Below are 11,971 nucleotides of genomic sequence, written 5' to 3'. Positions count from 1 at the left end.
CCGACATGCCATTCGTCAACATCAAGATCCCGCAGGCCGCGCTGTCACGGACGCAGAAGGCCGAGATCGTGCACCGCCTCACCGCGCTGTTCGTCGACTATTTCGGCGAAGCGGCGCGGCCGCACACGATGGTGCTGATCGAGGAGGTGCCCGACGGCGGCTACGGCCGCGCCGACGGGGTGTTCGTGATCCCGGACGCCTATCGCGCGAGCGATGGCGGCAGAGTGGTCATGCCACTTTCAGGCTGAGCTCCGTCCCGCCCTTGAGCGGCAGCGTCATCGAGACGAAGCCGTTTTTGGGATCGCGGATGAACTCGAGGAAATCGGGTTCGGCATTGTCGTTCATGACGTAGCCGCCGATGCGAAGCTGCGGCGCGACGATCTCGATCACCTGGCGCGCGAGCGAAGGACCCTCCTCGCCTGGCCAACCGTCGATCAGGATGAAGTCGACGGGGCCGCCGAGATCGCCCACCGTCTTGCGCGCATCGCCCTCGCGGATCTCGGCGTAGGCGGATAGCCCTGCGTCGTCGAGATTGCGCCGGGCGGTTGCGACCTTGGCCGGCACGATCTCCGAGCCGATCACGGTGCCGCCGCCATTGTCGCGCATCGCAGCCGCAAAATACAGCGTCGACATGCCGACGGAGGTTGCGAACTCGGCAACGCGCGTCGCGCGCATGCCCCTGCACAACAGGTAGATCAGCTCGCCCTGCTCGGGATGGATCGAAAAACCCTGCTCGGCATAGGCATGCGGATCGCGGCTGCTGAATCCGCCGCGCGGTCCGCCGCCCGGTGGACGGCGGCGCGCGGCCTGCATGCGTTCGATCACGGCGTTGACGCGCGCATCCTGGATCGGGCTGTGCGGTTGATCTTGCGACATGATCGTATTCCCTCAGCTCCGCAGAATTTCGGCCGCCGCACGGTCGAGAATCTTGGCGATGCGTCGCGCCTCATCGGCATCGCAGCCGTGCTTGGAACGCAGTGCTCGCTTGAGGCCATGGCGGGCGCGATGCAGCTCGTCGGAGGCATCCGCATCGAGATCGCTGACGCCAGCAAAGGCCTCGCGTACCTCGTCCATGCGGCGTCCGATCCGCGACAGCGCCTGAAGGATCGCATCCGCGGTGGCGCGATACTCGGCGAGATGGGCCTGGCCCTGCGCGGTGATGCTGTAGCGCTTGCGGCCGGCGTCCTGCTCGACGCTGGCGTGCCCAACCTCTTCGAGATAGGTCAGCGCCGGATAGATCACACCGGGGCTCGGGCTGTAAAAGCCATCCGAGCGCTCCTCGATGGTCTTGATCAGCTCGTAGCCGTGCGCCGGCTGATCGGCGAGCAGTGCGAGGATGACGAGCTGGAGGTCCTGCGACGAAAGCCGCCGTGCGCCCGGAAAGTCGGCGCCACCGCCGCGTCCGAAGAAGCCATGCCCGCCACGGCCGAAGCGACGCCCGCCATGCCGGCCCATGGCGAATGCGAAACGGAATTCCCGGTCTTCTCTCTCGTGTCGATTGTGGTGCTTGTCTCGAAACATATCTTAGGTCTCCATTGTTAGATATATCGTAAGATATGTTTTGCGATTTAAAGTGCAAGGCACAAGACCGTGATCGCCCCCAACCGGGACAATCCAGGTTCGTGGGAAGGCAAGGCGCTGCACAGGTCCAGGGGCCAGATCGCTGAAGCCGTCACATTTGGCGCGCAAGATGCGGGGCGCCGTTTTACGGACATCAAGGGAGGACCCCATGGCCACCGCGGAGAACAGCAAGGCTGCCGGCACCCCGAAACTGCGCAGTGTCGATTTCAAGCTCGAGATCGTCGTCGTCCCGGTATCCGACGTCGATCGCGCCAAGGCGTTTTACGCAAAACTCGGCTGGCGACTCGATGCCGACTTCGCCTCCGGCAACGACTGGCGCGTGATCCAGTTCACCCCGCCGGGCTCGAACGCCTCGGTCATCTTCGGCAGGAACGTCACGCCGGCGGAGCCCGGCTCCGCGCAGGGCCTATACCTGATCGTCTCCGACATCGAGGCCGCCCGCGATGCGCTCGTTGCCCACGGTATCGAGGTGAGCGAGGTCTTTCACGGCAGCGGCGATACGCATAGCGGCCCGGACGAGCCCTACATCTCAGGCTCGCGCCGCGTCAGCGGCCCGGATCCGGCGCGCGGCAGCTATCGCTCCTTCGCCTCGTTCCGCGATCCCGACGGCAATGGCTGGCTGCTCCAGGAGATCACGACTCGCCTGCCCGGCCGCGTCGAGGCCGACACGACGTTCAACTCGACAGCCGAGCTCGCAAGCGCGCTGCGGCGCGCGGCCACAGCCCATGGCGAGCACGAGAAGCGGACCGGCGGCAAGCACGATGAGAACTGGCCGGACTGGTACGCCGACTACATCGTGAAGGAACAGACCGGCCAGCCGCTGCCGAATTGACCGAGACCGGCGCAGCCGCGCTCGGGACCTAAGGCTTTCGCTCTGTCGCTTGCCGTTCCGACCTCGTGCCGCCTTTGGGAATGCTCTCGTCAACGGTGGGCAGATCAAGAGCCGAACGCAGCCGCCCTTTGCCGCGCTCGTACAGCATTGCATGGTCTGCCGGCCCCAGAAGATCGGCGCGGGCGCTGAAATCGGGAATGATCCGGTTGAACGGGATCGCGCCGCAGCCCGGCACGGCACAATCGCGTTTGTCGTTCGGGCAGGCTTTGAAGTGACAGAGCCGGCCGAGATAGCGATCGCTGCCCGGCTCGATCAGGAAGATATCGAGCTGGTGGCTGACCACACTTGTACCGGCGCCTCGTTCGTAGGCTGCTCGCAGCGCCCCGGCTGCCGCCCGGCGAAGCGCATTGAGATGCTCCTGGGACTCGATCCAGAGTGCCAGATCGAGATCGCGGCACTCGTGCCAGACCTCGATGCCTTCGCGCCGAAACTCCGAAAACCGCGGCACTTCGTTCCAAAGCGCCTTCGCCACCGAGCCGATCACGGCTACGGCACACACATCGGGGAACGACATCCACGCATCGGTAACGACATCGGCGGCAATTCTGAATTCACGCTGATGAAGCAGCATGAATCGATTCTGTTCCGCGATAAGCGAACGCCTCATCGTTACACTTTCTCGAGTTCCGGATCAGCCGCGCAAGCGCTCGGCCAACGCGCTGAGCACGTCGGCCAGTTGCTTGGCGGTCTCCGGTGACGGAAGCGGAATCTTGAGATTCTGTCCGCCGGTGCTGGGGTCGCGCTCGATCCGGGGATAGTCAATCGAGCCGGCACCATTGGCTGCAGCCATGGCACCGAGGAATTGCGCGCCCATCTCAACCAGTGCTTGCCAGGGATTGGAAGAGAGGTCGCGCGAGGCCGCCGGGATTTCATCGCCGGTTTGCGCCTGCGACGCGCTGCCGGAGTCGCTGCCCACCGGCGCCTTGTCACGGACGTCATCGCCCCACCCTGCCTCCTCCGCCGCGGTTGCAGTCTCGCCGGCCCTCGTGCTTCCGGTAACATTCTCCACGTCCTTCATGAAGCGGTTGAGCCGCGAGCCGCCCAGCGAAACCTCGTTGTTGCCCCCATCCAGAATGCCTTCGGACAGCGAGCGCTTGAAGGCCAGGATTGAAAGCATGCCCTCCTCGATCGTACCCTTCGCTACGAAGTTGATGATCTGGACCGGCCGCGCCTGGCCGAGACGATGGATACGCGCAATACGCTGCTCGAGCACGGCCGGATTCCACGGCAGGTCCATATTCACCAGCGTCGAGGCGTGCTGCAGATTGAGACCCGTGCTGCCGGCATCGGTCGACAGAAACACACGGCAGGCCGGATCGTCCCGAAAACGCTGAACCAGCTGCGGCCGCTTCTCCGACGGCACGCCGCCATGGAAACTGACATAGCCGATGCCACGGGCTTCGAGGCGGCGGATGACGATGTCGTGGGTCCGTGTCCACTGCGAAAACACCACGGCCTTGGCGTCGGGCGTGGCGAAGAGCTGGTCGAGCAGCGCAGCCAGTTCGTCGGCTTTGACGCCGTGATCGGTCTCCTGATCCAACAGATAGGTGCTGTTACAGGACATCCGCATGTTTTGCAGAGCACAGGTCAGTCGCCGCTGGTCCTTGTCCGAGAGAAATTTGGTCTTGCGCCAGCGGTTCACGACCTGGGCGACCGTGTCCGCGTTCTCCTTATGCAGGTCCATTTGCGGCTCAGTCATCGGCACGAGCACGTTCTGATCGGTCCTGTCAGGCAATTGCCGCAGCACCTCGGACTTTCGCCGGCGGATCATGATTGGCGCCAAGGTCTCACCGATCCTGTCCAGAGCTCTATAACCTGTAACGCGGCCACCCTCATCCTTGACCTGATGCTCGTGCAGGAGCTTCCAGGTCGGACCCAGCCGGTGCTGATCGACGAATTGGACGATTGAAATCAATTCTTCGAGCTTGTTCTCCAACGGAGTTCCCGTCAGCACGATCGCGTATGGGCTGTCGATGCGTTTCAGCGCCCGCGCTGCGATCGTGTTCCAGTTCTTGACGCGCCGAGCCTCATCGACGATGACGAGCTCGGGCGACCATGCAGCGATCAGATCGAGATCGGGCTGGAGCTTCTCGTAGTTCGTGATCTTGCAGAAGTCATCGACCGCGTAGTCCTGCTTCCGCTGCGCGCGACCTCCAACAATGACGCGCGCGCCACGCTTGTCTCGCCGCCCCGAGAACCGCGCCAACTCGCTTTGCCACTGATACTTGAGCGACGTCGGGCAGATCACCAGGACTCTCGATACGCCGAAGTGGCGTGCGAGGATCTCCGTCGCGGCAATCGCCTGGATCGTCTTGCCGAGCCCCATGTCGTCGCCGATCAAAGCACGACCGGCCCGCACGGCAAACAGCGCACCTTCGGCCTGATACGGATATAGCGGTGCCTTCAGCAATCGCTGCAGCTTGGAGTCCGCTGCGCCGCACGGAAACAGCCGCCGGAGTTGCGCAGCGCGACGATCCGCGTCCCGTCGTCCGGCAACGAAGTCGAGCGCATCGTCATAGGCGCGCAGCTCATGACCGCTCTTCGACACCAGGCTGATGAATTCGTCGAGTTGGCTGAGGCGATCGTCCCGCAGCATCCCGTCGCGCTCCAGATCGAACAAAGTGGCGGACGCCTTCGTCACGTCGGGCGGGCAATCGGTCCCGGCACGAAAATGCAAGCCGCGCTTGCCCTGCTTGCGCAGATAGAGCTCGGAAAACGGCGGCCGGTAACCGCGTGCAAACGCCGCCTTGGCGCCACGCTTTTTCTCGAGCTGAACGAGGGTGAACTCGAGATGCTTGCAGGTCCCGAGCTCGTTGGTAGCGTAGTCCGGACAAGAACAGAAATTGCCGCCGGGCCCGGGGCCGCGGATCGGCCACGCGATAGCTCGATTTCGAGGCGGGATTGGTGACCTTGAACTCCGAGAAGAACGGATCGGCGCCCATATTGTCGAGAAGGAAGGATTGCTCCCGACCGAACTGGCGGCGCAAACCTCGTTGCCATTCGACCGGCGACAGGTCGGTTGGCACGTGGGTGCGGGACAGCTTGGCTTGTTTGCGCGGCAAAGCGGTGCGGACTGTTGCGGATTTCATTCGCGGGCTTTCGGTCTGGCGGGAAACGCTTCGTTGCGACCGATCCTAGCTCGCGCGTCGCGGCGGCATAACCGGCTTCGGGCCGAAATCCACTGTCATGGGGATGAGCGAGTTCCGACAGCCGGGTCTGCGCGCCGTGGCTGCGTGGTGCATCGTCCCAATCTCGATTGACTTCAGAATATTCTCTGACTAAAGTCAGATATATGCTCGATCCAATTTCCCGCATCCGTCGCTTCAACCGTGCCGTCACCTCCGCAGTCGGCGCGCTCGATACCTCCTTTCTCGGCCGTGGCCGGCCCTTGGGGGCTGCGCGCGTGCTCAATGCGATCGGGCATGGGCGCGAGGACGTCGCCGAGATCCGCGACTATCTCGGCCTCGATTCCGGGCTGATGAGCCGCCTGCTCCGCAGTCTCGAGGACGAAGGGATGATCGAGACGAGCCCGCATGAGGAAGACGCGCGGCGCCGCGTCGTCCGGCTGACGCGCGCGGGCCGGCGCGAGTTCAATGCCTATGAGGCGCTGTCAAACGCGCAAGCCGAGGCCCTGCTCGCCCGCCATTCGCAAAAAGACGCGCTGCTGGCGGCAATGGACATGATTGGTTCTGCGCTCGGGCAGAGCCGCACCAAGCTGTCTGAAATGAGCCCGCGCAGCGACGAGCCACGCTATTGCCTCGGCGAGTATTACGCCGAGCTCGGACGCCGCTTCAAACAGGGCTTTGACGTCAAGCTGTCGCGCGATCCCGACGCCAAGGACATGGTGCGCCCGCGCGGCATCTTCATCGTGGCGATGTCGGACAGCTTGCCGATCGGCTGCGTCGGACTGAAGGGAACCGACCACGGCTATGCCGAGATCAAGCGGCTGTGGGTCTCTCCGGCCGCGCGCGGTCTGGGCCTCGGCCGGCGCCTGATGGAAGCGGCCGAGAGCGCCGCGCGCGAGCTCGGCATCAGCGTGCTGCGGCTCGACACCAACAGCGCGCTGCCGGAAGCGGGCCAGCTCTACCGCAGGACCGGCTGGAGCGAGATCCCGCGCTTCAACGACGACCCCTACCCGGATTTGTTCTTCGAAAAGCACCTCTGAGCGGACCGCCGAATCCAGCTCCTGCTGCGTTATCGTTGGAGCCGCAGGAGTATCGCCATGACCAAGGTCGACCTCGCCGACTTCTACCGCAGCTACATCGCCTGCCTGAACCGGCAGGATTGGCCGGCGCTCGGCCAGTTCGTCCACGACGACGCCTCCCACAACGCGAAGGCGCTTGGGCTCGCCGGCTACCGCGCGATGCTGGAGAAGGATTTTCGGGATATTCCCGATCTCGGCTTCAATATCGAGCTACTGATATCCGATCCGCCCCGCATCGCCTGTCGGCTGACATTCGATTGCACGCCGGCGGGGACTTTTCTTGGGCTCGGCGTCAACGGCAAGCGCGTGTCCTTCTGCGAGAACGTCTTCTACGAATTCAGAGACCAGAAGATTTGGCAGGTGTGGTCTGTGATCGACAAGGCGGCAATCGAGGCGCAGCTCTAGCGCCGCGCCTCGGCGGCCTCGCTCACGCCGTCGCCGGCGCGGGCTCTCCTTGCGGCTTGGCAAACGGGCGGAACGTCATCGCCATCAGGAACGCGCCGAGCCCCATCGCCCAGGAGCCGATATAGAGCCAGGCGTAGCTGGAGAACGCATCATAGATCAGGCCGCCGGCGAGCGGGCCGGTCGCCATGCCGAGGCTGCCGGCCATCGCCGTGCCGCCGATTACCGTCCCCATCATCCGCAGCGGAAAATTGTCGCGCGCCAGCGAGGCGTAGAGCGGCATGGTGCCGGCATAGATGAAGCCGAACACGGCGGCGACCGCGTAGAAGGTCGCGAGCTGGTGCGCGAAGACGTAAGCCAGCGCGCCGAACGCTTGCGCAAGCAGGCCCGAGACCAGCACGCGCTTGGCGCCGAAGCGATCCCCCATGAGACCGAACGCGATCCGCCCGCCCATGCCCGCAAACCCCTCGACGCTGTAGATCGTCACCGCCGAGATCAGCGGAATGCCGCAGCTCACGGCGTAGCTGACGGTGTGGATGATCGGGCCCGAGTGCGTCGCGCAGCAGAAGAAGTTCGTCGCGACCAGGATCAGGAATTGCGGCGAGCGCAGCGCCTCCGACAGCGACATCTCGGCCTGCGGCGCGCCGGCATCGGATGCTGCGGCCTGCGAGTTTGCCAGCGCAGGCGGACGGCGCACCAGAAGCGAGGCCGGGATCATGATGGCGCCGACCACCAGCGCTACGAGCTGCATCGAGGTGCGCCAGTCATGGCTGGAGACGAGCCAGGCCGCGAACGGTGCCATCGTCATCGGCGCCATGCCCATGCCGGCCGACACCAGCGAGACCGCAAGGCTGCGGTGGGTGTCGAACCAGCCGGTCACTGTCGCCATCATCGGCGCGAAGATCGCAGCGCAGGAGGCACCGACCAAGAGGCCGAAGAGGAACTGGAACGCGATCAGCGAGGTCGCGTGGCTCGCGAGCGTCAGGCTCAGCGTAAGCACGACCGATCCCGTCAGTACCACCGGCAGCGGTCCGAACCGGTCGGTCAGCGTGCCCCAGGCCATGCTGGTGAAGGCCATCGCGAGAAAACCGATCGTCATCGCGCTGGAGATGCCCGTCACCGACCACCCGGTGTCCTTGGCGATCGGCTGCAGGAACACCGGCAACGAAAACATGCCGCCGATCGCGACACAGCCAAGCAGTCCGCCGGCGGCGACGATCACCCAGCGATAGTTGGAAGGGTTCATTTTGGGTCTCCCATACAGATGTCTCTGGATGAAGACGAGCAGGCCTCGCGCGATCCGACAGGACCACCATCATACTAGCGAAATTTCTTGCGGGGCTGGAACCGCTTTACGCGGTCAACGCTTGCTGCTCCTGCTGCCGCCTGTTGCCATGCGCAACACCAGGACGCTGCCGCCTTGTGCGGCTACGCGCTTGCCCCTACGTCACTGCAAACGTCTTGCGAAAGGCCGTGATGATGGAGGGACGCAGGGGATTTTCGGGCGGCTGTTCGTGCCGCGCGGTTCGCTACAACATCGATGCGGAGCCCGTACGCGGCTTCCAATGCCAGTGCCGGGATTGCCAGATGGACTCCGGTGGCGGGCACAGCTCGGTGTTCGTGTTTCCGCGGAACGCACTGACGGTTTCAGGCGAGGTTCGCGAGATCGCGCGCACGAGTGACCGCGGCGCCACCAAGCGCAAGGGCTTTTGTCCCATTTGCGGGGTTGCGATCTACAACAAGCCGGACGAGAAGCCCGAGTTCATCGGCATCTATGTCGGCAGCCTCGACGACGCCACGACGTTCAGGCCGGCCGCAATCTTCTACGCGGCGCGCGGATATGCCTGGGATTTCCTCGACCCCGACGTGCCGAAGCCGCCGGAATGGCATGCGAGCTAGAGAGTTCGTAACTCGTAAGTCTGGTCGAGCTCACCTATCCTGCGCTGCTGAAATCCGGCCGCCCTTTTTGGAGGAGGACAAAAGGATGGGAATGAGCTTCGAGCTAGTGGTGCTGGCAGCTGCGAGCCTTTGGGGCTTCCTTCAGCTTGTCGCTGCCGCGCAAGCCGCAAACGCGCAGTACGGCCTCAGATGGGCTGCGAGCCCGCGCGACCTTGAGATGCCGGCGCTCAAGCCCATCCCCGGGCGGATCGACCGCAATTTCCGCAACTACATGGAGACGTTTCCGTTCTTTGCAGCGGCAGTTCTCGCCGCTCAGGCGACTGGCGTTCACAACGAGCTGACCCATTGGGGATCGCTTGCCTATCTCGGCGGGCGCATCGCTTACACCGCGCTCTACATCTGCGGAATACCGCTGATCCGCTCGCTGTTCTGGAACATCGCCGCCTTTGGCATGCTCGCGGTTCTAGCCGCGCCCTTCGTGTCGCACTGAAGCGCGCGGCGATGGAGCATGCCTTCGATTTCTTCTATCCGGCCGCCACGGCGGACACTTGGCGGCCCCGACGATACACCATCAAATAGAACGCGGCCACGTGCGTGATCATCAGCAACGGCACATAGATGATCGGGATCGCGTAAACGGCCCCCAGCTCCCCTGCCAGCGGCGCAAGGCCGAGCTGATTGCCGTGATAGTAGTCGACGAGGATGTCAACTGCCCCGACGAGATTGAAGGTAACGACGAACAGCCAGAAGAGCGCACGCACCCGCACGGTGAGAAGCGCCAGCATGGCCAGCAATCCTGTCGCGAAGTCGGCATAGGCGGCAAAGGAGGCGAAGCCCGCGGGCAGATTCGGCCCGACTACACCGGGGACCAGGAAGGCGAGTCCGAAGAAGCGGAAGCTGTGCAAGGTGGCGATGGCGCGTTGCGCCTCGAGCGGGTCCATCGACTTGAGCCAGGGCCAGCCATACGCAGCGAAGAGAAGCAGCCACGGGACGTAGCCAAGAACCAGATGGATCTGGAAGATTGTGGCCGGCGACATCTGGCGTCCTCTCGGTGAAAGCTCCGGGTTCTCGCCGACCCAAATAGGACTGCTTCCGGCGCGCGACTATCCGGGATAATCTCAACAGGCTATGAAGCAGAACTTCACAGTCAGGCAGAGTGCGCTCGACGGCGTGGAGGCGGCACTTGCCGTTGCCCAGCACCGCAATTTTCGTCGCGCGGCCGCCGAGCTCGGCGTGACCCCGTCGGCGGTCAGCCAGGCCGTGCGCACACTCGAGGCGCGCATTGGCGCCGCGCTGTTCGCCCGCACGACGCGCAGTGTCGGACTGACCGAGGCCGGCGAACGATTCCTGTCGCGCGCAAAACCCGCCTTCGAGGAGATCGTCGCAGCCGGCGAAGCCGCGCGCGATCTTGGGCAGCGACCGGCCGGGTTGCTCCGCCTCGCCGTTCCCCGCTCGGTCGTCCCGCTGATCCTCGAGCCTGTCATCGCCGGCTTCTGCCAGGCCTATCCCGAGATCGAGGTGGAGATCGCCGCAAGCGAGGAGATGGTCGATCTTGCCGCAGGCGGCTTCGATGCCGGCATCCGTCTCGGCCAGCTTATTGCGCCGGATATGATCGCCGTGCGACTGACGCAGCCGTTCCCGTTCATGGTCGTCGGCAGCCCAGACTATTTGCGCGGGCGGAAGCGGCCGCAGCGCATCGACGATCTTCGTCAGCACGCTTGCCTCCGCCTGCGACGCGCCAACGGATCGATCGCGCCCTGGCCTTTCGTCGACGGCAACAAGGCCGTCGAGGCCATCGTCTCGGGGCCGCTCATCGCTCACGACTATGCCACTCTGCTCGGTGCGGCGATCAGAGGCGTCGGACTTGCGCAGGTGCCCACCCCGCTCGCCAGAGCGCCGATTGCCGACGGCCGATTGCAAGCGATGCTCACTCCCTTCGCCGTCATGGGACCTGGGGTCTTTCTGTACTATCCGGGAAAACGTCAGGTCCTGCCAAAACTGCGCGCCTTCATCGAGCACGTCAAATACCGCGGCGCCGATACGCCGCGAGGCGCAACGAACGCCTCTGGAGCTCGCACGCCCAAGCGTGCAAGGAGCCCTTGACGGCAACACTCAGGCCTTCGTCCGCGCCTGCCGGAGCCATTCGTCGAGACTGATGCGGCCGAGGCGCGCTTCGCCCAACGGCACCAGAGAATGCTGCTCGACCAGGCCGCCAAAATATCGCGCCTCCGGATCGCGCACGACGGCACGCCCGTCACCTGTCGCCTTCAGGTAGCGGGCGACGATTTCGTCGAACGGCGCGCGGTCGGGCCCGGCGATCTCGACAATGCCGTTTCGCGGCGGTTCGAGCGCCACATCGGCAACGAACCTGGCGACATCCTCCGCCGCGATCGGCTGAAACAGGCCGGGTGAAACCCTGAGCGTATTTCCTTGCACACTCGATGCGGCGATTGCGCCGAGAAATTCCATGAACTGGGTCGCGCGAACGATGGTGTAGGCGATGCCGGACGCCTCGATCAGCTTCTCCTGGGCGACCTTCGCGCGGAAATAGCCGTTCTCGGGTGTCCGGTCGGTTCCAACGATGGAGAGCGCGACATGGTGCCGGACGCCGGCCGCGGCCTCCGCCGCGAGCACATTGCGGCCGGCGACCTCAAAGAACTCCAGCACGGCCTTGTCTTCGAACGAGGGCGAATTGGCAAGGTCGACCACGGTTTCCGCGCCGGTCATGGCCTCCTTGAGCCCCTCGCCGCTGATGATGTTGACGCCGCTCCTAAGCGATGCAGCGACGGCTTCGTGGCCACCCTGGCGCAGAATGGCGACCACTTTCGAGCCGATCAGGCCGGTGCCGCCGATGACGACGATCTTCATGGGACCTCCATTGTCGAGGTTTGATGCAATTGAGGTTTGTCCGGGCCTCAATGCGGTGCATCCTGCAGCGCGCATCAGACCATTTGATGTCGCATTTGCCGCGCAGCCCAGACGGGAATTTCGCG

14 protein-coding genes are annotated in these 11,971 nt (G+C 64.3%); 7 read left to right on the top strand and 7 right to left on the bottom strand.

The window, feature by feature from the left end; all coding sequences use genetic code 11:
- Positions 1–5 precede the first annotated feature (5 nt).
- Positions 6–248 carry a tautomerase family protein gene (locus Q2941_RS09180; RefSeq protein ID WP_027522515.1) on the top strand — a complete coding sequence of 81 codons (243 nt, stop codon included), beginning with the start codon at positions 6–8 and terminating at the stop codon, positions 246–248.
- Here the strand turns inward: Q2941_RS09180 and Q2941_RS09175 are convergent.
- A complete protein-coding gene (locus Q2941_RS09175) occupies positions 229–876 on the bottom strand; it encodes an O-methyltransferase (RefSeq protein WP_458192262.1) in 648 nt (215 codons plus the stop codon). The two genes, Q2941_RS09180 and Q2941_RS09175, sit on opposite strands and share 20 nt — an antisense overlap.
- Positions 877–888: 12 nt before the next feature.
- On the bottom strand, positions 889–1,521 hold the full coding sequence (locus Q2941_RS09170) for a PadR family transcriptional regulator (protein ID WP_027522513.1): 633 nt from the start codon (positions 1,519–1,521) through the stop codon (positions 889–891).
- A 208-nt stretch (positions 1,522–1,729) separates the two neighbouring features.
- On the opposite strand from Q2941_RS09170, the gene Q2941_RS09165 reads away from it, so the two are divergent.
- Positions 1,730–2,413, top strand: a complete 684-nt coding sequence (locus tag Q2941_RS09165; protein ID WP_027522512.1) for a VOC family protein — start codon at positions 1,730–1,732, stop codon at positions 2,411–2,413.
- 28 nt (positions 2,414–2,441) lie between these two features.
- On the opposite strand, the gene Q2941_RS09160 is transcribed toward Q2941_RS09165, so the two are convergent.
- Together Q2941_RS09160 and Q2941_RS09155 are read right to left on the bottom strand one after the other, a co-directional pair.
- Entirely contained in the window at positions 2,442–3,080 is a 639-nt protein-coding gene (locus Q2941_RS09160; RefSeq protein ID WP_458192261.1) for a hypothetical protein, read from the bottom strand.
- A 24-nt stretch (positions 3,081–3,104) separates the two neighbouring features.
- Positions 3,105–5,114, bottom strand: a complete 2,010-nt coding sequence (locus tag Q2941_RS09155; protein ID WP_458192260.1) for a DEAD/DEAH box helicase — start codon at positions 5,112–5,114, stop codon at positions 3,105–3,107.
- Positions 5,115–5,765: 651 nt separating this feature from the next.
- Here Q2941_RS09155 and Q2941_RS09150 point away from each other — a divergent pair.
- Both Q2941_RS09150 and Q2941_RS09145 read left to right on the top strand, forming a co-directional pair.
- On the top strand, positions 5,766–6,638 hold the full coding sequence (locus Q2941_RS09150; protein ID WP_458192259.1) for a GNAT family N-acetyltransferase: 873 nt from the start codon (positions 5,766–5,768) through the stop codon (positions 6,636–6,638).
- Between the two features lie 57 nt (positions 6,639–6,695).
- Positions 6,696–7,082, top strand: coding sequence for an ester cyclase (locus Q2941_RS09145; RefSeq protein WP_458192258.1), 387 nt, complete (start codon positions 6,696–6,698; stop codon positions 7,080–7,082).
- Positions 7,083–7,104: 22 nt separating this feature from the next.
- Here Q2941_RS09145 and Q2941_RS09140 read toward each other — a convergent pair whose 3' ends face one another.
- The gene (locus tag Q2941_RS09140; protein ID WP_458192257.1) at positions 7,105–8,325 is read right to left on the bottom strand and encodes an MFS transporter; all 1,221 of its coding nucleotides are present in this window, start codon (positions 8,323–8,325) and stop codon (positions 7,105–7,107) included.
- A gap of 230 nt (positions 8,326–8,555) precedes the next feature.
- Here Q2941_RS09140 and Q2941_RS09135 point away from each other — a divergent pair, with 230 nt between their 5' ends.
- Both Q2941_RS09135 and Q2941_RS09130 read left to right on the top strand, forming a co-directional pair.
- The gene (locus tag Q2941_RS09135) at positions 8,556–8,978 is read left to right on the top strand and encodes a GFA family protein (protein WP_458192256.1); all 423 of its coding nucleotides are present in this window, start codon (positions 8,556–8,558) and stop codon (positions 8,976–8,978) included.
- Between the two features lie 91 nt (positions 8,979–9,069).
- The gene (locus Q2941_RS09130; RefSeq protein WP_245287996.1) at positions 9,070–9,468 is read left to right on the top strand and encodes an MAPEG family protein; all 399 of its coding nucleotides are present in this window, start codon (positions 9,070–9,072) and stop codon (positions 9,466–9,468) included.
- 34 nt (positions 9,469–9,502) lie between these two features.
- Here Q2941_RS09130 and Q2941_RS09125 read toward each other — a convergent pair whose 3' ends face one another.
- Positions 9,503–10,015: a hypothetical protein gene (locus tag Q2941_RS09125; RefSeq protein WP_254112699.1), complete on the bottom strand. Its 513-nt coding sequence runs from the start codon at positions 10,013–10,015 to the stop codon at positions 9,503–9,505.
- A 91-nt stretch (positions 10,016–10,106) separates the two neighbouring features.
- Between Q2941_RS09125 and Q2941_RS09120 the strand changes: the two genes are divergently transcribed.
- Positions 10,107–11,081, top strand: a complete 975-nt coding sequence (locus tag Q2941_RS09120; protein ID WP_458192255.1) for a LysR family transcriptional regulator — start codon at positions 10,107–10,109, stop codon at positions 11,079–11,081.
- A gap of 9 nt (positions 11,082–11,090) precedes the next feature.
- On the opposite strand, the gene Q2941_RS09115 is transcribed toward Q2941_RS09120, so the two are convergent.
- Positions 11,091–11,846, bottom strand: coding sequence for an SDR family oxidoreductase (locus Q2941_RS09115; protein ID WP_027522505.1), 756 nt, complete (start codon positions 11,844–11,846; stop codon positions 11,091–11,093).
- Positions 11,847–11,971 lie beyond the last annotated feature (125 nt).

The organism is Bradyrhizobium sp. UFLA05-153 (assembly GCF_054185185.1).
This window is presented reverse-complemented; position numbering and strand designations above follow the sequence as displayed.

Bases quoted from the DNA above. Each gene is read 5' to 3' on its own strand.
- Q2941_RS09180 (WP_027522515.1), top strand. From the start codon at position 6: ATGCCATTCGTCAACATCAAGATCCCGCAGGCCGCGCTGTCACGGACG.
- Q2941_RS09175 (WP_458192262.1), bottom strand. From the start codon at position 876: ATGTCGCAAGATCAACCGCACAGCCCGATCCAGGATGCGCGCGTCAAC.
- Q2941_RS09170 (WP_027522513.1), bottom strand. From the start codon at position 1,521: ATGTTTCGAGACAAGCACCACAATCGACACGAGAGAGAAGACCGGGAA.
- Q2941_RS09165 (WP_027522512.1), top strand. From the start codon at position 1,730: ATGGCCACCGCGGAGAACAGCAAGGCTGCCGGCACCCCGAAACTGCGC.
- Q2941_RS09160 (WP_458192261.1), bottom strand. From the start codon at position 3,080: ATGAGGCGTTCGCTTATCGCGGAACAGAATCGATTCATGCTGCTTCAT.
- Q2941_RS09150 (WP_458192259.1), top strand. From the start codon at position 5,766: ATGCTCGATCCAATTTCCCGCATCCGTCGCTTCAACCGTGCCGTCACC.
- Q2941_RS09145 (WP_458192258.1), top strand. From the start codon at position 6,696: ATGACCAAGGTCGACCTCGCCGACTTCTACCGCAGCTACATCGCCTGC.
- Q2941_RS09140 (WP_458192257.1), bottom strand. From the start codon at position 8,325: ATGAACCCTTCCAACTATCGCTGGGTGATCGTCGCCGCCGGCGGACTG.
- Q2941_RS09135 (WP_458192256.1), top strand. From the start codon at position 8,556: ATGATGGAGGGACGCAGGGGATTTTCGGGCGGCTGTTCGTGCCGCGCG.
- Q2941_RS09130 (WP_245287996.1), top strand. From the start codon at position 9,070: ATGAGCTTCGAGCTAGTGGTGCTGGCAGCTGCGAGCCTTTGGGGCTTC.
- Q2941_RS09125 (WP_254112699.1), bottom strand. From the start codon at position 10,015: ATGTCGCCGGCCACAATCTTCCAGATCCATCTGGTTCTTGGCTACGTC.
- Q2941_RS09120 (WP_458192255.1), top strand. From the start codon at position 10,107: ATGAAGCAGAACTTCACAGTCAGGCAGAGTGCGCTCGACGGCGTGGAG.
- Q2941_RS09115 (WP_027522505.1), bottom strand. From the start codon at position 11,846: ATGAAGATCGTCGTCATCGGCGGCACCGGCCTGATCGGCTCGAAAGTG.